Below are 19,889 nucleotides of genomic sequence, written 5' to 3'. Positions count from 1 at the left end.
GAGAGAAGCGCGAACATGCAAAACAACACATCCGCCCGATGAGAAAGGAACCCCTTTCCCGCAGCCACAATCGCACCGATTCCCAAATATCATCCCAGGATTCGGATGTTTTTCCATTCCATGGAAACTTGAATCCGGCGCAGAAAAAGGCCGCGTTCCTTGAGGAACGCGGCCCAAGTGCGCCAGGGAGGAAATGCCGGACGGGAACCGTAGACCCTCCGGCTCTTGGCGTTCTGTTCAAATCAGGGCTGCCGCCGTAGGGCAGTCAACCGGGGATGCGCCCGCCGATCTCCATGGTGACGGCGGCGGCGGCGCGCTTGACCATCTCGCCGAGCGCCAGGACGCGCGCGTCCTCCATGCGCCGGGTGGAGCCGGAGACGGAGAGCGCGCCCATCACGCGGGCGTTCTCGTCGAAGATCGGAGCGGCGATGCAGCGCAGGCCGGACACCCGCTCCTCCTGGTCGAGCGCGTAGCCCCGGTTGCGGATCAGCGTCAGGTCGCGGTGCAGCGCCGGCAGCGACGACAGGGTGCTGCGGGTGAACTGGTGCATGCCGCGCTGGGTGACGATGGCCTGGACCTTGGTCTCCGGCATGCCGGCCAGCAGCGCCTTGCCGACGGCCGAGCAATGCAGCAGCGTGCGCTCGGCCTGCGGCACGGCGGCCTGGGCCACGCGCGGGCCGCCGACGCGGGCCAGATAGATGGCCTCCCCATTCTCCTCGACGGCGAGGTTCACGATCTCGCTGCTTTCCTCCATCAGCCGGCGCATGCGCGGCCGGGCGACGTCGACGAGGTTGCGGGTCTTCAGGAAATTGGTGCCGGTCATGTAGGCCTGGACGCCGACCACCCAGCCCCGCGCGCTCTGGTCGAAGCGGACGTAGCGCTCGTATTGCAGCGTCGTCAGCAGCCGATGCGTGGTGGAGGGCGACAGGTCGGCGAGGTCGGCGATCTCGGTCAGGCTGAGCGGGCTGTCGGCCTCGCCCAGGATCGTCAGGATGCTGAGCGCCCGGCAGAGCGATTGCACCACCTGCCCGCGCTCGGCCTTGGCGTCGTCGGTCTTCACGACGGCGGTCTTGATGATGGCGGCGGCGCCGTCCTGGGGATTGTCGTGGATGATCCGGCGGGTTGCCGTTCGCGTTTGGGCTTGCGCTTTCATGTCCGTCTCCCTCGGTGGTCCGGCGCGTGGATCACGCCTGTGGTTCGTTCGGGTGGGACGCCGTGGAACCGCTCCCCGGCGTTCCCGTGGGTGGAAAAGTCCTCGTCAGCCGTTCATCGCCTTCAGCATGGTCGAGCCAAGCGAAGCGGGGCTGTCGGCGACGGCGATGCCGACCGACTTCATGAAATCGATCTTGAAGTCGGCGGTGTCGTTGCCGCCCGAGATCACCGCGCCGGCGTGGCCCATGCGGCGGCCCGGCGGGGCCGTGCGGCCGGCGATGAAGCCGACGACCGGCTTCTTCGTACCGGACGCCTTGAGGAACTCGGCGCCCTTGACCTCGGCGTCGCCGCCGATCTCGCCGATCATGATGATGCCCTCGGTCTCCGGGTCCTTCACGAACAGCTCCAGGCTGTCCACGAAGCTGGTCCCGTTGACGGGATCGCCGCCGATGCCGATGCAGGTCGTCTGTCCCAGCCCCGCCGCCGTGGTCTGCGCCACCGCCTCGTAGGTCAGCGTGCCGGAGCGTGAGACGATGCCGATCTTGCCGCGCTTGTGGATGTGGCCCGGCATGATGCCGATCTTGCATTCGTCGGGCGTGATGATGCCGGGGCAGTTCGGGCCGATCAGCCGGGTGGCCGAGCCGTTCAGCGCCCGCTTGACCCGCACCATGTCGAGCACCGGGATGCCCTCGGTGATGCAGACCACCAGCGGGATTCCGGCGTCGATGGCCTCCAGGATCGCGTCGGCCGCGAACGGCGGCGGCACGTAGATCACCGACGCGTTGGCGCTGGTCTTCGCCACCGCGTCGGCCACCGTGTCGAAGATCGGGCGGTCGAGATGGGTCGAGCCGCCCTTGCCCGGCGTGACGCCGCCGACGAGGCGGGTCCCGTAGGCGATGGCCTGTTCGGAGTGGAAGGTGCCCTGGGCTCCGGTGAAGCCCTGGCAGATCACCTTCGTGTTCTTGTCGACGAGAACGGCCATCAGGCGGCTTCCTTCACCACGGCGGCGACGATCTTGTCGGCGGCGTCGGCCAGATTGTCGGCGGAAACGATGGGCAGGCCGGAGTCGGCGAGGATCTCCTTGCCCAGCGTGACGTTGGTGCCCTCCAGGCGGACGACCAGCGGAACGTGCAGGTGCACCTCGCGCGCGGCCGCGACGACGCCCTCGGCGATCACGTCGCAGCGCATGATGCCGCCGAAGATGTTGACCAGGATGCCCTCGACGTTGCTGTCCGAGAGGATCAGCTTGAAGGCCGCCGTCACGCGCTCCTTGGTGGCGCCGCCGCCGACGTCGAGGAAGTTGGCCGGCTCGCCGCCGTACAGCTTGATGATGTCCATGGTGGCCATCGCCAGACCGGCGCCGTTCACCATGCAGCCGATGTTGCCGTCGAGCTTGACGTAGTTGAGGTCGTGCCTGGCCGCCTCGATCTCCGCCGGGTCCTCCTCGGCCTCGTCGCGCAGGGCGGCCACGTCCTTGTGGCGGAACAGCGCGTTGTCGTCGAAGCTCATCTTGGCGTCGAGCGCCAGGATGTCGCCCGAACCGGTGACGATCAGCGGGTTGATCTCGACGATGGCGCAGTCCAGCTCGACGAAGGCCTTGTAGGCGGCGGCGATGAACTTGGCGGCCGAGCCGACCTGCTTGCCTTCGAGCCCGAGGGCGAAGGCGATCCTGCGGGTGTGGTAGCCCTGGATGCCGGTGACCGGATCGATGGCGACCTTGACGATCTTCTCCGGCGTGTTGTGGGCGACCTCCTCGATCTCCATGCCGCCTTCGGTCGAGGCGATGATGGTGACCCGGCCCGACGCACGGTCGGTCAGCAGGCCGAGGTACAGCTCGCGCTTGATGTCGGCGCCTTCCTCGACGTAGAGGCGCTTGACCTCCTTGCCCGCCGGGCCGGTCTGCTTGGTGACCAGCACGTGGTTCAGCATCTCGGCGGCGTTGCGGCCGACCTCCTCGACGGATTTGACGACGCGGACGCCGCCCTTGCCGTCCGGGTTGTCCTGGAAGCGCCCGGCGCCACGGCCGCCGGCGTGGATCTGGGACTTCACGACCCAGACCGGGCCGCCCAGTTCTCTGGCGACCGTCTCGGCCTCTTCCGCCGTGTAGGCCACACCGCCGCGCGGCACGGCGACGCCGTACGCCTTCAGCAGCTCCTTGGCCTGATACTCATGGATGTTCATGGTGGTCTTGGTTCCCTGTCGGGGATGTTCTTTTGAAAACGGCTGAGTACGGTGCCAAAGCCCTCTCCCGCCCCGGGAGAGGGAGGGGACCCATGCAAAGCATGTGGAGGGTGAGGGGCGAGCGGGCGTGGGACTTGATCCATGTCCCGATAGCCCCTCACCCTTCCCACCGCTGCGCGGCGGGCCCCTTCCCTCTCCCGGGGCGGGAGAGGGAGACAAAAGCGATCACCCAAACCCCGCAAGGGGAGAGAAACTTTCAAATCACTCCGCCGCCATGCGCTCCACGAGGCCGAGCGCGCCGCTGTCGCGGATTTCCAAAATGCTGCGCTCGTCGAAACCCAGCACGTCGCGCAGGATCTCGTCGGTGTGCTCGCCCAGCAGCGGGGAGCGCGTCACCTCGGTCGGGCTGTCCGACAGCTTGATCGGGTTGCCGACCGTCAGGTAGCTGCCGCGCGTCGGGTGGGGAACCTCGACCAGCGTGCCGGTGGCGTAGAGCGATTGATCCTCGGCGATCTCCTTCATCGACAGGATCGGGCCGCAGGGGATGTCGTACTCGTTGAGGATGTCCATGACCTCGAACTTGGTCTTGGTCTGGGTCCACTCCTCCACCGTCGCGAAGATGGCCTTCAGGCGCGGCAGCCGGGCGGCCGGGGTGGCGTAGTCGGGATCGGCGATCCACTCCTCGCGGCCGATCACCTTGCAGATCGACTTCCACACCGGGGCCTGGGCGATGAAGTAGATGTAGGCGTTGGGGTCGGTCTCCCAGCCCCGGCACTTCAGGATCCAGCCCGGCTGGCCGCCGCCCGACGCGTTGCCGGCGCGCGGCACCGTGTCGCCGAACTCGCCGTTGGGGTATTGCGGGTATTCCTTCATCGGCCCGTGGGCCAGGCGCTGCTGGTCGCGCAGCTTGACCCGGCACAGGTTCAGCACGCTGTCCTGCATGGCCGCCAGCACCTTCTGGCCCCGGCCGGTCGCCTTGCGCTGGTAGAGCGCCGTGACGATGCCGAGCGCCAGATGCAGCCCGGTGCCGCTGTCGCCGATCTGCGCGCCGGTCACCATCGGCGGTCCGTCGTCGAAGCCGGTGGTGGAGGCGGCGCCGCCCGCGCATTGGGCGACGTTCTCGTAGACCTTGCAGTCCTCGTACGGCCCCGGACCGAAGCCCTTGACCGACGCGACGATCATCGCCGGGTTCAGCTCCTGAATGCGCTCCCAGGGGAAACCCATGCGCTCCAGCACGCCGGGCGCGAAGTTTTCGACCATCACGTCGCAGGTCCTGATCAGCGACTCCAGCACCTCCTTGCCCTTGGGCGTCTTGGTGTCGAGCGTGATGGACCGCTTGTTGTGGTTCAGCATGGTGAAATACAGGCTGTCGGCGTCCGGCAGGTCGCGCAGCTGGCTGCGGGTGATGTCCCCCTCGCCCGGCCGCTCGACCTTGATGACGTCCGCGCCGAACCAGGCGAGCAGCTGCGTGCAGGTCGGTCCCGACTGCACATGGGTGAAGTCGAGAATTCGCACACCCTCAAGTGCCTTGCCCATGTATCTCTCCCCCTGACCTATGGTCCCGTGATGGTCGATTGTCGGTGATTGTTTTTAAGTGGCCGGGCCTTTGCGGACCGCGCTCTGCGGATTGAGGCTACCGATGTTGCCGCTCTCGGTTCCGGCGGCCGGGTCGATCACCGCGTTGATCAGCGTCGGACGGCCGGAGTTCATGGCCTCGCTGACCGCGCTGTACAGCTCGTCCGGCGTGGTCACGTTGGCGCCGACGCCGCCGAAGGCCTCCATCATCTTGTCGTAGCGGGAGCCGGGGACGAAGACCATCGGCGACGGGTCCTCGCCGCCGGTCGGATTCACGTCGGTGCCCCGGTAGATGCCGTTGTTGTTGAAGATGACGATGCAGACCGGCAGGTTGTAGCGGCAGATCGTCTCCACCTCCATGCCGGAGAAGCCGAAGGCGCTGTCGCCCTCGACGGCCAGCACCGGCTTGCCGCTCTCCACGGCGGCGGCGACGGCGTAGCCCATGCCGATGCCCATCACGCCCCAGGTGCCGACGTCGAGGCGCTTGCGCGGCTCGTACATGTCGATGATGCCGCGCGCCAGATCGAGCGTGTTGGCGCCCTCGTTGACCAGCATGGCGTCCGGCCGTTCCTTGACGATCCGGCGCAGCGCGCCCAGAGCGCCGTGGAAGTCCATCGGCGACGAGTTCTTCATCAGCTTGGGCGCCATCTTGGCGATGTTCGCCTCCTTGCGCGCGTTCACCGCGCCGGTCCACTCGGCCGAGGGAACCGTCCAGCCGGAGTCGATCCCGTTCCGCAGCGCCGCGATGCAGGAGCCGATGTCGCCGACCAGCGGGGCGGCGATCTCGATGTTGCTGTCCATCTCCTTCGGCTCGATGTCGATCTGGATGAACTTCTGCGAGCCGGGCTTGCCCCAGGTCTTGCCCTTGCCGTGCGAGAGCAGCCAGTTCAGCCGGGCGCCGACCAGCATGACGACGTCGGCGTCCTTCAGCACCATCGAGCGCGCGGCGCCGGCCGAGAGCGGGTGGGTGTCGGGCAGCAGGCCCTTGGCCATGCTCATCTGGAGGAACGGGATGCCGCTTTTCTCGACGAAGCCACGGATCTCCTCGTCGGCCTGCGCGTAGGCCGCGCCCTTGCCGAAGATGACCAGCGGACGCTTGGCGCCCTTCAGCAGGTCGAGCGCGCGGGTGACCGCGTCGGGGGCGGGGATCTGGGCCGGGGCCGGGTCGATGACCTTGACCAGCGACCGCGCGCCCTCGGCGGCGTCGATCACCTGGGCGAACAGCTTGGCCGGCAGGTCGAGGTAGACGCCGCCCGGACGGCCCGACACGGCGGCGCGGATGGCGCGCGCCACGCCGATGCCGATGTCCTGGGCGTGCAGGATGCGGAAGGCGGCCTTGCACAGCGGCTTGGCGATGGCGAGCTGGTCCATCTCCTCGTAGTCGCCCTGCTGGAGGTCGACGATCTCGCGCTCGGACGAGCCGCTGATGAGGATCATCGGGAAGCAGTTGGTGGTGGCGTTGGCCAGCGCGGTCAGGCCGTTGAGGAAGCCCGGGGCCGACACCGTCAGGCAGACGCCCGGCGCCTTGGTCAGGAAGCCGGCGATGGCGGCGGCGTTGCCGGCGTTCTGCTCGTGGCGGAAGGAGATGACGCGCAGCCCCTCGGCCTGGGCCATGCGGAGCAGATCCGAGATCGGAATGCCCGGCACGGAATACAGGTTCTTGATGCCGTTGAGCTTGAGCGCGTCGATGACCAGCTGGAAGCCATCCGTCAGCGTCGGCGATGCATCGACTTCGGATTGGTCCGTGGCTTGGTTCTTGACCAGTGTTGCAGCCGCACTTGACATAAGGGTAACTCCTCCCCGGGCTCTTGTAAGGTTCATGTCCGTTCAGTCGAGGAAATCGCAGTGCCTTTCCACGTACTGCGCGAGACCAAGCGTGTGTTCCCGCACGCGGCGCTCGGCGAGGTCGGCGTCCCGGCTGGCCAGGGCGTCGATGATCTCCCGGTGCTCGTGGATGGACTGGTCGGCGCGGTCGCCGATCCCCATCGTGACGCGGCGGATCGCACGCATGTGGATGAAGAAGCGGTCGGTCAGGTCGGCGATCAGCGTGGATCCCGACGCCTGGACGATGCTCTGGTGAAAGACGATGTTGGCGTCCGAATACTCGGCGACGTGCTGCGCCAATTCGGCCTTGGTGTATTTGTCGAAGGCGTGGTGCAGGATCTCCAGCTTCTCGACGGTGGCGTTCTCGACGAACAGGCGGGCGGCCATCCCCTCAAGGGCGGCGCACACCGTGATCATCTCCACCAGTTCCGCCTTGCTCTTGCGGACCACGAAGATGCCGCGGCGCGGCTGCGAGCGGATGAAGCCCTCCTGTTCCAGCAGCGCCATGGCTTCGCGGACCGGCGTGCGGCTGACGCCGAGCGCCTCGCACAGGCGGCGCTCGTCCAGGCGGATCTCGTTGGCCTGGCCGTAGATGTTCATCTGGGTGATGGCGTGGCGCAGGGACTGGTAGGCCTTGGCCTTGAAGCTCATCCCCTGGTCCAGCGGTTCTACGGCGAAGCGTTCTCGGTTCATCGCGTTTCCGACCCTTTGCGCGCCGCCGCCCTCGGCGCCGCTTGTTGTCGTTTTTGAGCGTTCTGACTGGCGTTTTTGAATTATCGATACGGTATACCAGATGCCAGACACCGCGCAAGCGCAATTGCGGGAACCTCGAACTATTTTGCGGACCGATGGAAATCGGGCGGGACAAGGCGCTCCGCCGGAGGGGCGGAGGACGGAAAAGCGTCGTTTTTTCAGAAGGATCGGGAGAGAGGGATCGCCGCGCGGATGGAGGTCAGCGCGCCGCCTGGGACGCGCACCAGCGCCGCCACAGGGCGCGGTAGGCGCGCTCGACGTGGCGGGCGAAGGCCACGGGGTCGGACAGCGGGGAGGCGCGCATCCGGTCGCGCAAGGAACCGCGCAGACGGCGCAGGCGGTCGGGGTCCCCGGCCAGCGTCACCGCCGCGTCGATGTAGGCGTCGGGTGTCGGCACCGCCAGATCGTCGAGGCCCACGGCGCGCAGCAGCGACGCGCCGTAACGGTCGAGCACCCGTTCGCCGGTCAGGCTGACCACCGGCACCCCCATCCACAGCGCTTGCGCCGTGGTCGTCACGCCGCCGTAGGGGAAGCTGTCGAGGTGGATGTCGAGGTCGCTGTAGGCGGCCATGTGTTCCTCGACGCCGTCCGTCGGCGGCCGGATCTCCAACGCCCCGCCGAGGGCGCGCTCCAGAACCCGGCGGTCGGCGGGGGAGAGGTCCAGCGCCTTGACGATCAGGCGCGAGTCCGGCACTTGGCGCAGGATGGCGGCCCAGACGTCGAAGACGGCGGGGGACAGCTTGCTCGCCATGTTGAAGCTGCCGAAGGTCACGCGCCCATCGCGCAGCAGCGGCGGCTCCGGCGCCGGGTCGGGCACCGGCACCAGGGGAGAGTAATGATAGCCGACGGGCAGGCGCAGCACCCGCTCGGTGAAGTCGGCCTCGCGGCCGGGCGGAACGGTGGACGCATCGACGAGCACGGCGTCCATCGCCGACAGCCCGGTCGTCGTCATCACCGGGAAATGGATCTGCACCGGGGCCGGGCGCCGCGCCATCGCCAGCAGGCGCTGCCCGCGCGAGGGAAAGCCGGCGCCGTCGACCAGGATGTCGATCCCGTCCGCCCGGATCAGGTCGGCCAGCGCCGCGTTGTCCAGCCCGCCGGCCCGGCGCAGCAGCGCCGCCGCCGCGTAGCGCGGCAACAGCGGGTTGTCGGCGTTGGCGCCCAGCGCGTACACGACCGGCACGACGCCGGGCCCATGGTGTTCGACCAGCGGCAGGCAGGTGAAGTCGTGCGTCAGGGCATTCTCGCACAGGTAACCGACGCGCAAGCGGCGGTCGGGGTCCGGACTCCGGTCCGGAGGAGGGGCCTCGCGCAAGGGTTCGGCGTGCCGCGCCGCCCAGCGCCGCGCCGCCGCCGCGATGTCGGCCGCCGGGCAACCGGTCAGGTTCAGGTTGAGGATGACCGCCGCTTCGTCGGCCGGATCGCCGGTCAGCGCCGCCGCGCGGCCGTGCCACAGGGCGGCCTCGGCCGGGCGGCGGCTCCGCTCCAGCGCGCGGGCCACCGCGACGCACAGGGCGGCGTTGCCGGGGTCGAGCCGCCAGCGCCACGTCAGCGCCCTCACCCCGCGCTCCGCCTCCCCGGCGTCGGGCCAAGCCCGCCCCAGGCTGTCGAGCCCCACCGGGCCGGCGGGGTCGAGCACCACGGCGGCGGCGAAGGCCCGCGCCGCCGGGAGATGGTCCTTCACCGCGTGGAACGACACCCCGCTGTGCAGCCACAGATCCCGCCAGCGCTCCGGCGCGTCGTGGGACAGCGCCAGCGCCTGGGCGAACAGCGCCGTCGCGGCCGTGTGATCGCCCAGGCGCTGGCACGCCAAACCCAGCTCGGCGCGCGACTGGGCGTCGCCGGGAGAGGCCGCGACCACGGCGGAGAGCAAACGGCGCGCCCCGGCCGGATCGCCCCGCTCCTCCGCGAGCCGCGCCGCCCGGCGCAGCGTGTCCAGCAGCCAGGGCTCGGCACCGTCCGGCCGGAGCCGGAGGGCGGCCAGACAGGGGCCGGCGGCCTCCTCCACCCGGCCGGCGGCGGCCAGCAGTTTGGCGTGGTTGGCGGCGTAGTCGGCGCGGGCGGGATCGAGGGCGACGGCGCGGCGGAAGCCGGAGTCCGCCTCCCCCGCCCGCCCACCCTGCCCGTGCAGCACGCCCAGCAGGTGCCACGCGTCGGCCTGGGCCGGAACCGCGTCGAGGATCCGCCGGTACAGGATCTCCGCCTCGGCGGCGCGGCCGTTCTCGTGATGGTCGAGCGCCGCCACCAGCGCCTCATGAACGCTCGCCATCGTCCCTCATCCCTGTTGGCGGCACCAGCGCCGCCAGACGGCGCGGTACAGGCGCTCCATTTGCCGGGCGCGCCGCCGGCCGTCGCACAGCGGGGACGCCGCCAGACGGCCGCGCAGCCCGGCGCGCAGCGCCGACAACCGGGCCGGGTCGCCGGCCAGCGCGGCGGCGATGGCCACATAGGCGTCGCCGGAACCGGCCACCAGTTCGTCCAGCCCCAGCGCGCGCAGCATCGACGCCGACCAGCGGCTGACCATGGTGTCCTGCGGCAGGGTCACCACCGGGACGCCCATCGCCAGCGCCTCGAAGGTCGTGGTCGAGCCGCAGAAGGGGAAGGGGTCGAGCGCGATGTCGATGCCGGCGTAGCGGGCGAGATGCGCGGCCGGATGCTCGATCTCCGTCGGCCCGATCCGCAGGCGCTCAGGATCGATCCCGCCGGCGGCCAGGCGGTCGCGGATGCGCCCGACGCACCGCCGCGACCGGTAGGCGTCGAGGTAGTTCAGCACCAGGACCGAGTCCGGCACCGCCCCCATCACCCGCGCCCACAGATCCAGCGTCTCGTCGGAGATCTTGGCCGGGTTGTTGAAGCAGCCGAACCGCGTTACCCCGTCGCGCAGCATCGGCGGGGGACCGACCGGCGGCGCGTCGGCCGGGATCGCCGCCAGATAGAAGCTCGGCAGACGCAGGGGCCGTTCGGTGAAGCGCTCCGTCCCGTGGCGCGGGGTCATCACCCGGTCGGTGACGATGTAGCCGATCTCCGACAGCCCGCTGGTCGCCGCGTCGTGGAAACCGACCTGCACCGGGGCCGGGCGGTACCGGCAGACCTGCGGCCGGTTGTGGTCGAAACGGATCCCCAGCGCCACCAGGACGTCGATGCCGTCGTCCCGGATCAGGCTGGCGACCGTGGCGTCGTCGAGTTGGGCGATGTCGCGCCAGCGGTCGGACAGGGCGCGGAAGCGTTGGGTGGTGCCGTCCGGCTCCAGCACATGGGCGTAGACGGTGACCTCGAAACCGGCGCGGTCCCGGTTCTCGAACAGCGGCAGCGTGTTGCGCGCAATCGGCTGGAAGGCCCGCAGGTCGGAGGTCAGGTAGCCGACGCGCAGGCGACGCTCCGGATCGGGCGTGACGGACGGACGCGCCAGCGGCGCCGGGGCGGCGGTCACCATCTCCAGGCGCCGGTGCAGGGCGAAGCGCCGCTCCGGATCGACGCCCGGCACATAGAGCACCGCCAGCATGGCGGAGCGGTGCCAGTCGACCCGCTCGCCGCCCAGGGGCAGCGCTCGCTCCAGCCATCGGGCGCCCTGGCGCGCGCAGCCGATTCCGGTCAGCCCGTTGCCCAGAGCGTGCAGAAGGTCGCCCACGTCCGGCGCCAGCGCCACGGCCAGCCGGAAGGCGGCCAGCGCCGCGTCCGGGTCCTTCCGCGCGGCCCGCGCCTGCCCCAGATTGTAGAGGACCAGCGGGTCGTCCGGCCCGGCGCCCGCCAGCGCCGCCAGGACCGCCTCGGCCTCGTCGGGACGTTTCAGGGTCAGCAGGGTGACGGCGAGCGCCACCCCGGTGTCGCGGTCGCCCGGCGCCAGCGCCTCGGCCTGCGCCAGCACCGACGCGGCCTCCCCGGAGCGGCCCCGCGACCGGTGAAGGCGCCCGAGCCAGCGGTAGGGCTCCGGATCCGCCGGATCCGAGGCGGCCTGCCGGGTGAAACAGGCCGTGGCCTCGTCCAGCCGGCCGGCGTCCAGCGCCAGCGCGCCCAGCGCGTTCAGGACGGCCGGGAACTCCGCCCGCTGGCGCAACGCCGCCCGGTAATGGACGGCCGCCGCGTCCAGGCGCCCCTGGCGCTGCCGCAGCAGCCCGAGCTGGGCCTGGACCGCCGCCGAGGCCGGCTCCCGCGCCGCCGAGCGGTCGAGCAGCGCCGCCGCCGTCTCCTCCCGCCCGTCGAAACGGCCGATGGCGATGCCCAGCGCGGTCAGCGCCTCGACGCTCACCGCCTGGGCGTTGTCCAAAACCGAATCGGCAAGCGCGAGTGCCGGTTCCTCGACGCCCTGCCCCGCCCGGATGGCGCCGAGCCGGGCCGCCGCCTCCGGGTTGTCCGGACGCAGCGCCAGGGCGTGGGCGTAATGCCGGCCGGCGTCGTCGATGGCGGCGGACGCGCGCCGCAGGTTGGCGAGGTTGAGGTGGAAATCGGACCGCGCCGGGTTGAGCGCGACGGCCCGCGCGATGGATGCCCCCGCCCCGTCGGAATCGCCGCATTGGCCAAGCAGCACGCCCAGCAGGTGATGGGCGTCGGCCTGCTGCGGGTCGGCGTCGAGGATGCGCCCGTAGAGCGTCCGCGCCTCGTCGACGCGGCCCGCCTGATGGAGATCGAGCGCGATCCCGAGCGCCTCGCCGATGCTTGCCATGATCCCTCGCCCGCCGCCCCTGCCCGCCGCCGTCCCGGCGAGACCCTACAGGCTGCGGGTTACGCCGTCACCACCCGGGCGCGCATGAAGGCCTCGAACGCCTCGACCGGCAACGGGCGGCTGATGAGGTAGCCCTGGATGCGCGTGCAGCGCTGCTGGCGCAGCATCTCGGCCTGCTCGACCGTCTCGACGCCCTCGGCGATGGTGTCGAAGCCCAGGCTTTCGGCGAGGTTGACGATGGTGCCGACGATGGCCGGGTCGGTCGAGGACTTCACGATGTCGCGCACGAAGCTGCGGTCGATCTTCAGCGTGTCGATGGGAAAGCGCTTGAGATAGGCCAGCGAGGAATAGCCGGTGCCGAAATCGTCGATGGACAGCCGCACCCCGACGTCCTTCAGCCCGTTGAGGATCGTCACCGCCTTCTCGATGTCGCCGATCATGGCGCCCTCGGTCAGCTCCAGCTCCAGCCGGTCGGGCGGGATGCCCGAGGCGTCGACCACGCTGCGGACGAAGCCGACCAGCCGGGCGTCCTGGAACTGGCGCGGCGACAGGTTGACCGACACCGAAGGGATGGGAATGCCCTGCTCGATCCAGCCGGCCAGCCGGCGGCAAGCCTCCATGAAGGTCCAGGCGCCGATGTCCCAGATCAGGCCGGTCTCCTCGGCCAGCGGGATGAACTCCGCCGGGCTGACCATGCCGCGCGTCGGGTGCTGCCAGCGGATCAGCGCCTCCGCCCCGATCACCCGGTCGGTCGCCAGATCCAGCTTGGGCTGGAAATACAGCTCGAACTCGTCGCCGTTGCCGGCCCGGCGCAAATCGCTCTCCAGCCCCAGCGTGAAGCCGGAACGTTCGCGCATCCCGTTGTCGTAGAAGACGTATTTGTGTTCCGGGTTGCGCTTGGCGTGGTACATGGCGAGGTCGGCGTTGCGCAGGAGCTGGTCGGCCGTGTCGCCGTCGTCGGGGTAGAAGGCCAACCCGATCGACGCGCCGCAGAAAAGCTCCTGGTTGTGGACGCCGAAGGGCTCGTCCATCGAATACAGCACCTTCTCGACCAGCCGGGCGCCGGCCGAACGGTCGGCGGCGTCGGGCGCCACGATCAGGAACTCGTCGCCGCCCAGCCGCCCCACCGTGTCGGTCATCCGCGTGCAGTTGCGCAGGCGGCGCGCCACCAGCTTCAGCAGTTCGTCGCCGGCGTGGTGGCCCAGCGTGTCGTTGACCTGCTTGAAGCGGTTGAGGTCGAGGAAGGCCACCGCCACCTTGCTGTGGGTGCGCTGGGCGCGCGCGATCGCCTCCTCCAGCCGCTCGCAGACCAGCCAGCGGTTGGGCAGGTCGGTCAGCCGGTCGTAGCTGGCCTGGTAGCGGATCTGGTGTTCCTGCGACTTGCGCTGGCTGATGTCGGCGACGGTGAGGACGTAATGCTCCAGCACGCCGTTGGGCGCGCGCACCGAGGTCACCGACAGCGCGGCGGCGAACGCGTCGCCGGAATGGCGGAAGCTGGTCACCTCCCCCTGCCAGCGCCCGGCCTGCCGCGCGGTGGTCCAGATGCCGTCGATGAAGTCGCGCTCGTGCGAGCCCGGCGCGAACAGCACCAGCGGGCGGCGCAGCAGCTCTTCCGGCTGGAAGCCGGTGACGATCTCGTAGGCCGGGTTGATGGCTTGGACGGTCAGTTCGGGATCGACGATCAGGATGCCGTCGGCGACGCTGTCGAACACGGTGGCGAGCAGCCGGATCTTCTCCTCGTGCTGCTTGCGCTCGGTGATGTCCTGGACGGTGCCTTCGTAGTAGCGGATGCGCCCCGCGCCGTCGCGCACGCAGCGCGCGCTTTCCGCGATCCAGATGATCGACCCGTCGCGCCGGAAGACCCGCGCCTCGAAGCTGTGGACCGTGTCCTTGCGGGCCATCAGGTCGGCGAAGGCCTCGCGCTTGCCGGGGTCGACGTAGAGCTGGCCGGCGATGTCGGTCAGGTTGGCGATCAAATCGTCGGGCGAGGCGTAGCCGTAAATCTCGGCCAGCGCCGGGTTGACCCGCAAGTAACGCCCGTCGATGGTCGTCTGATAAATGCCCTCGACGGCATTCTCGAAGATGCTGCGGTACTGTTCTTCCGTGTCTTGACTCATCGTGTGCGCCTCTTCCGACGCCAAGCCTGAACCGCCTGGAAACAGCATCTGTGAACTCGAACGAACAGGAGGGATGACTAGGCGGTACCGCAACGCAACAAAGATGACAGCTTACCGAAACCCGTCAAGACGGATCGCTCGTGACTTTCGCACAACCGCGAAGAAAATATAACAGGAATGTAACCTGATTCGGGTCGCGATCAATAACCACGGCGGGAATCGGGATGTTCTGGTAAAACAGAGTAAAGAATTGTTTACAAACAAATAAGGGACGGAAAACGACCGCGACCGGTCCGTTTTTCCATCCCTCATCCCAGTCAGCCGCCGCAAAAGGTCCTTTGGTCTTGGAACCTTGGCGCCGAAACCTTGTGCGTTGCGCCAGACCGACTCAATGGCCGGCTCAGTGGCCGTGGCCGAGCGTGACGCCTTCCTTCAGCTTGAACGCGCGCGAGCAATAGGGGCATTCCACCTGCCCGTCCTGGTCGAGCGTCAGGTAGACCAGCGGATGGCCCAGCGCGCCGCCGCCGCCGTCGCACCCGACGGTCGCGGTTTCCACGGGTATCGTCTCGGTCGGCTGCATGGCGGTCATCCTCTGTTCTGGCAGGCTCTGTTTTGACAGGCGCGCGCGCGTGCGCCATCGTGGGGCTGTGTCCGGAAAGCCGGGCTCCCGGATCCCGAAGGATCGGCGCGCGGGCGGGATGATACCCATCGCACCGCGCGGATCAACGGGATTGACTCGGTTTTCCGCACAACGTCATCGTCATGGGTTCTTTTGAGGTCTTGAAATGGTCGCGCATGTCGGCACCCCCACCCCGGCCCCCGTCCCGGTCGATCTTCCCGCCAACGCCGTGGAGCTTCGCGGCCTGACGAAGATCTACCAGCCCACCGGCAAGGCCGGGCCGAAGCACGCGCTGAAGGGGCTCGACCTCGCCATCCCGCGCGGCTCGCTGTTCGGGCTGCTCGGGCCGAACGGGGCTGGGAAGTCCACCCTCATCAACATCCTGGCCGGTCTGGTGAACAAGACCGGCGGCACGGCGACGATCTGGGGCCACGAGGTCACGGAGCACCCGCGCCGCGCCCGCGCGTCGATCGGCGTGGTGCCGCAGGAACTGAACATGGACCCCTTCTTCACCCCGCGCGAGATGCTGGAGCTTCAGGCCGGCCTCTACGGCGTGCCGAAGCGGGAGCGCCGCACCGACGAGCTGCTCGACGCTGTCGGGCTGGCCGACAAGGCCGACGCCCACGCGCGCTCGCTGTCGGGCGGCATGAAGCGCCGGCTGATGGTGGCCAAGGCGATGGTCCACACGCCGCCCGTGCTGATCCTCGACGAACCGACCGCCGGCGTCGACGTGGAGCTGCGCCGCCAGCTTTGGGAATACGTCCGCACGCTGAACCGGGCCGGCACCACCGTGCTGCTGACCACCCACTACCTCAAGGAGGCGGAGGAGCTGTGCGACACCATCGCCATCATCAACCACGGTCAGGTGGTGGCCTGCGAGCCGACCGCGACCCTGCTGCGGCGGGTGGACGCCAAGGCGATGTGCTTCACGCTGGAGCGTGACCTGACGGCGCCGCCGCCGGCGCTGGAGGGCTTCTCGGTGGAGCTGCCGGAGCCGCGCCGGCTGGTCGTGCGCTACCAGCCGAGCCGCCAGCGGGCCGGCGCGATCCTGTCGGCCCTCGCGGCGGCGGGAATCGGGATTATCGATGTCACGACCGAGGAATCGGATTTGGAGGATATATTCCTTCAGCTCACAGGTGGTGCTCACGACAACACAGGGGTAGTCCATGCGGCGTAGCGGGTTGGCGGCTGTTCTCGGCTTGGGACTTCTGCTGGGCGGCTGTGCCGCCAATTTCCAACCGATGGGGACGGCCATCGTCCAACCCGCGCTGACCGACCGCGCGCTGGTCGCCGCCGACGGCTTCGAGCTGCCGCTGCGCTCCTGGCTGCCGGCCGACGGCAAGCCCAGGGCCGTGGTCGTGGCCCTGCACGGCTTCAACGACTACTCCAACGCCTTCGACGGGGCCGGGCGCCGGCTGGCCGGGCAGGGCGTCGCCACCTACGCCTACGACCAGCGCGGCTTCGGCGCCGGTCGCGACCGCGGCATCTGGCCCGGCACCGACACGCTGGTCGCCGACGTGAAGACGGCGGTGGAGCAGGTCCGCCTGCGCCACCCCGGCCTGCCGGTCTACCTGATGGGCGAGAGCATGGGCGGCGCCGTCGTGCTGACCGCCATGACCGACAAGCACCCGCCGCGCGTGGACGGCACCATCCTGGTGGCGCCCGCCGTCTGGGGCCGCGAGACGATGGGGTTCTTCCCGCGCGCCGCGCTGTGGGTGACCTACAACCTGGTTCCCGGTATGGTCGTCCACGCGCCCCGCGACCTGAACATCCAGCCCTCCGACAACATCGAGATGCTGCGCGCGCTCGGCCGCGACCCGCTGATCATCAAGGGCTCGCGGGTCGACGCGCTGGAGGGGCTGACCGACCTGATGGGCGCGGCGCTGGCCGCCTGCCCCCGGCTGGAGGTGCCGTCCCTGGTGCTCTATGGCGCGCACGAGCAGGTGCTGCCGCCCAAGCCGGTGGAACGCGCGCTCAAGGATTTCGAGGCCGGCGGGCGCCACGTCGTGGCGGTCTATCCGGACGGCTACCACATGCTGCTGCGCGACCTGAAGGGCGGGGTGGTGGTGGACGACATCGCCGCCTGGATCGAGCACCCCAAGAACCCGCTGGCCAGCGGCGCCGACCGCAACCCGCGCGAGCTGGTGGCGGCGAAGTAGGGGCGTCGGCTTCGATGCCCCCTCCCCATCCCTCCCCCGCCTTTGGCGGGAGAGGGGGTTGGACCCTTGGCGGCGTTCGGCGGAGTTCCCTCTCCTGCCGAAGGCGGGGGAGGGTTAGGGAGGGGGCAATCGGAGCCGACCGCTTCCCCTACGCCCCCTCCGCCTCCGCCCCCGGCTCGAAGCCGTCGGGCTCCTCCGCGAAGTAATCCCCGGCAACGTCCGGCCCCCATTCCTGGACCAGCGCCACCTTCTTGCCCTTCAGCACCTCCAGGCGCTTTTCCGCGCGCGCGATCTCCATGCCGGCGACCATCGGCGGGATGCCGTAGTACAGCCCCCAGCCGACCGCCGCCGAGCCGAACATCACCAGCCACGACAACGGATCGGCGAAGATCTTCCCGGCGGCGCTGATGGTGTGCTGGTGCTTCCACAGGTCGATGGCGAAGGGCATGCAGCCGCAGAAATTCAGGCCGCCCACGGTGATCGGCGCCGATTTGTCGGGGTCGCGGTCCACCACATAGGCGACGATGGTCGGGATCATGCCGATCCCGAACAGGATCGAGGTCGGCAGCACGATGAGACCCGCCGGGATGATCAGCAGGACCAGCGTCAGCATCCCGCCCTTCTTCTTCCGCTTGCGCGCCATGAAACCCCTCCCCCGGCCCGTCAGAAGGCGAAAAACAGGATGATGCCGGCGACCATGACGGTCGACAGCAGGCTCGACGTGATGGCGGCGACCTGCCGGCCCGACGATTCGACGATGGCGTTGCGGTCGGCGATGGTGTGGCGGACCTTCTCCATCTCGGCGTCGGCCTCGCGGTAGGCGATCTGCGCCGCCTCGAACTCCAGCCGGTCGCGGCGCAACGATTCCGGATCGTCCACCACCTTCAGCAGCTCGGTCAGCCGGCCGTTGTGGGCGGCGCCGTCGGCCTGCTTGCGCACCACCTCCTGCTGGGGGCGGTTGTGGAAGCGGCGGAAGGCCGGTTCCAGAAGCGCCACCACCCAGGCCGCCAGATGGGTCAGACCGTCCACCCCGGTGCGGGCCTGGACGTCCGACAGGATGGTCAGCATGGCGATGACCCGGCGCATCGGCTCCACCCCGCTGCCGAGCTGGGTGAACAGCAGGTCGTCGCCCCGCTTGTGACGGGCGCCCAGGAAGGCGGCGATGTGGCGGTCGACGGGGTCCTTGTGGCGCTGGCCGCCAGCGGCCAGCCAGTCGAGCGCGCGCAGCAGCTCCGACGGGTTGGTCGGCAGCTGCTTGGCCACCAGCGGGCTCATGCAGGGCATGGTGGGGTTCATCTCGTAGAGCACCCGCTCCACCCCCAGCCCGTAGGCGGAACGCTCCAGGAAGCCACGCAGCTGGTCGTAGGTCTGCACCAGCGGCACGAACTCCGGCTTGAACTCGCTCTGGACGTTGGCCCAGAACATCGGCAGCTGGTTGGTGACGACCTCGGCCGGGGCCTGGGGCGACTCGCCGCGCATGAAGGCGTCGGCCAGCATGGTGCCGATGCCGTCCGGCATCATCGCGCGGCCCCGGTAGCGGATCGGCGCCGTCGGATCCAGCGCCATGCAGACCCGCGCCACCAGCCGGTCGCCCTGGCTGCCGCCCTTGCCGGTCGAGGCGGTCTGGACGGCGTTGTTGACCGCCTCGGCGCGCAGTTCGTCGCCCATCGAGCGGCGCAGCCATTTGTCCAGCTCGCCGCTCTCGATCACCATGGCCGCCGCCGGAACCTGCCGGGCGAAGGCGCGGGCCAGCGTCCGGCAATGCCAGTACTCCTGCCCCTGGAACTCGATGGGGCGGGAGGCGCGGCGCGAGATCTGCGGCTGCTTCGGGCTGAGCCGCCGGCCCGCCACCCACAAATCGAGGTCGTTCAGGGTCCAGCGCTGCTTGGGGTCGTCCACCAGCAGACCGCGCACCATCTCGTTGACCGCCAGCGGCAGGCGGTGCTGGTTGACGAGCGCCGGGTAGGAGCCGCGCTCGATCTTCGCCTGGACGATGGCCTCGTCGTCAAGCCCGGCCACCGGGTTGCGGCCGAGCGCCAGCATCAGCAGGGTGACGCCCAGCGAATACATGTCGTCCGCCGCACTGCCGGTGCCGCGCCCGGCCGGCATCGCCATGCCGCGCTCGATGGTCTCCAGCAGCACCGGCTGGCCGTAGCCGGGCTGCGCCGAGACGCTTTCCCCCAGCATCAGCCCGCCCGACGCGAGGTCGCGGAAATACAGGTTGGTCGGCCGGATGGCGCCGTGGACGACGCCCCGGCCCGACATCTCCTTGAGGGCGGAGACCAGCGGGTGGACGATCTGCCGGGTGAGCTGCTCCTCCGGCATCGGCTCGTAGGTCTCGTTGATCGAGGTCATCAGGCGGCGGCCGCCCGGCTTCTCGAACATCAGGCAATAGCGGCGGCCCCGGTCCTGCGGCCAGTCGACCAGCCCCCAATCGAGCAGCCGCATGTGGGTGCCGTTGTCCAGGCTGGCGACGGTGGCGCAGATGTCGGTGCGCGGCAGGGTCGAGGCGTGGCAGATGATGGCGAAGGCTTCGAGCCGCTTTTCCCGCAGCGGCTTGGCGGTGAAGGCGTTGCCGCCCACCGCGTTCAGCGCGGGAAGCGGCGCGCCGGGCTGGATCTCGTAGCGTTCCGCCAGCTTGACGGTGTCGGCCATCGCCCCGGCGGCGGTCTGGGCATCGGACGGCATGAACGGCGTGTCCCCAAGGCGTGCGGGCTCCCGCAGACCCTAGGTGGCGCGCACAGGGAAAACAACCTTTTAGATACCGGCGCTAAGAACGGTCGAGAGAGGAGTTTTTCATCTTTGAAAGCCCTTCTCCCCTTGTGGGAGAAGGGTTGGGATGAGGGGGA

General features: G+C 69.5%; 14 protein-coding genes. 2 read left to right on the top strand and 12 right to left on the bottom strand.

The features are described 5' to 3' along the window. Positions 1 to 265: 265 nt before the first annotated feature. The 10 genes from EJ913_RS24300 to EJ913_RS24255 form a co-directional block, all read right to left on the bottom strand. Complete coding sequence (locus EJ913_RS24300; RefSeq protein WP_127002783.1) at positions 266 to 1,153, bottom strand: IclR family transcriptional regulator; 888 nt, start codon at positions 1,151 to 1,153, stop codon at positions 266 to 268. 105 nt (positions 1,154 to 1,258) lie between these two features. Beyond that, positions 1,259 to 2,134, bottom strand: a complete 876-nt coding sequence (sucD, locus tag EJ913_RS24295) for a succinate--CoA ligase subunit alpha (RefSeq protein ID WP_127002781.1) — start codon at positions 2,132 to 2,134, stop codon at positions 1,259 to 1,261. Beyond that, on the bottom strand, positions 2,134 to 3,333 hold the full coding sequence (gene sucC, locus EJ913_RS24290; protein ID WP_127002779.1) for an ADP-forming succinate--CoA ligase subunit beta: 1,200 nt from the start codon (positions 3,331 to 3,333) through the stop codon (positions 2,134 to 2,136). The genes sucD and sucC overlap by 1 nt, the downstream gene beginning before the upstream one ends. Positions 3,334 to 3,594: 261 nt before the next feature. Further along, a complete protein-coding gene (gene frc, locus EJ913_RS24285) occupies positions 3,595 to 4,869 on the bottom strand; it encodes a formyl-CoA transferase (protein WP_127002777.1) in 1,275 nt (424 codons plus the stop codon). A gap of 54 nt (positions 4,870 to 4,923) precedes the next feature. Then, the gene (oxc, locus tag EJ913_RS24280; protein ID WP_127002775.1) at positions 4,924 to 6,693 is read right to left on the bottom strand and encodes an oxalyl-CoA decarboxylase; all 1,770 of its coding nucleotides are present in this window, start codon (positions 6,691 to 6,693) and stop codon (positions 4,924 to 4,926) included. 42 nt (positions 6,694 to 6,735) lie between these two features. Next, complete coding sequence (locus EJ913_RS24275; RefSeq protein WP_127002773.1) at positions 6,736 to 7,425, bottom strand: GntR family transcriptional regulator; 690 nt, start codon at positions 7,423 to 7,425, stop codon at positions 6,736 to 6,738. 259 nt (positions 7,426 to 7,684) lie between these two features. Beyond that, positions 7,685 to 9,754, bottom strand: coding sequence for an O-linked N-acetylglucosamine transferase, SPINDLY family protein (locus tag EJ913_RS24270; protein WP_127002771.1), 2,070 nt, complete (start codon positions 9,752 to 9,754; stop codon positions 7,685 to 7,687). A 6-nt stretch (positions 9,755 to 9,760) separates the two neighbouring features. After that, positions 9,761 to 12,145 (bottom strand): tetratricopeptide repeat protein, encoded by a 2,385-nt coding sequence (locus EJ913_RS24265; protein ID WP_127002769.1) that lies wholly within the window; start codon positions 12,143 to 12,145, stop codon positions 9,761 to 9,763. Between the two features lie 59 nt (positions 12,146 to 12,204). Beyond that, positions 12,205 to 14,262, bottom strand: coding sequence for a sensor domain-containing protein (locus EJ913_RS24260; protein ID WP_127002767.1), 2,058 nt, complete (start codon positions 14,260 to 14,262; stop codon positions 12,205 to 12,207). Positions 14,263 to 14,662: 400 nt separating this feature from the next. Beyond that, complete coding sequence (locus EJ913_RS24255) at positions 14,663 to 14,851, bottom strand: zinc-finger domain-containing protein (protein ID WP_127002765.1); 189 nt, start codon at positions 14,849 to 14,851, stop codon at positions 14,663 to 14,665. Positions 14,852 to 15,047: 196 nt separating this feature from the next. Here EJ913_RS24255 and EJ913_RS24250 point away from each other — a divergent pair, with 196 nt between their 5' ends. Beyond that, positions 15,048 to 16,058: an ABC transporter ATP-binding protein gene (locus tag EJ913_RS24250; RefSeq protein ID WP_127002763.1), complete on the top strand. Its 1,011-nt coding sequence runs from the start codon at positions 15,048 to 15,050 to the stop codon at positions 16,056 to 16,058. Further along, positions 16,048 to 17,040 carry an alpha/beta hydrolase gene (locus EJ913_RS24245; protein ID WP_127002761.1) on the top strand — a complete coding sequence of 331 codons (993 nt, stop codon included), beginning with the start codon at positions 16,048 to 16,050 and terminating at the stop codon, positions 17,038 to 17,040. Before EJ913_RS24250 ends, EJ913_RS24245 begins: the two co-directional genes overlap by 11 nt. 148 nt (positions 17,041 to 17,188) lie before the next feature. On the opposite strand, the gene EJ913_RS24240 is transcribed toward EJ913_RS24245, so the two are convergent. Together EJ913_RS24240 and EJ913_RS24235 are read right to left on the bottom strand one after the other, a co-directional pair. Next, on the bottom strand, positions 17,189 to 17,683 hold the full coding sequence (locus EJ913_RS24240; RefSeq protein ID WP_127002759.1) for a hypothetical protein: 495 nt from the start codon (positions 17,681 to 17,683) through the stop codon (positions 17,189 to 17,191). A 20-nt stretch (positions 17,684 to 17,703) separates the two neighbouring features. Next, positions 17,704 to 19,728, bottom strand: coding sequence for a protein kinase family protein (locus EJ913_RS24235; protein WP_127002757.1), 2,025 nt, complete (start codon positions 19,726 to 19,728; stop codon positions 17,704 to 17,706). Positions 19,729 to 19,889 lie beyond the last annotated feature (161 nt).

The organism is Azospirillum doebereinerae (genome assembly GCF_003989665.1).
Classification (GTDB): Bacteria; Pseudomonadota; Alphaproteobacteria; order Azospirillales; family Azospirillaceae; genus Azospirillum; species Azospirillum doebereinerae.
This window is presented reverse-complemented; position numbering and strand designations above follow the sequence as displayed.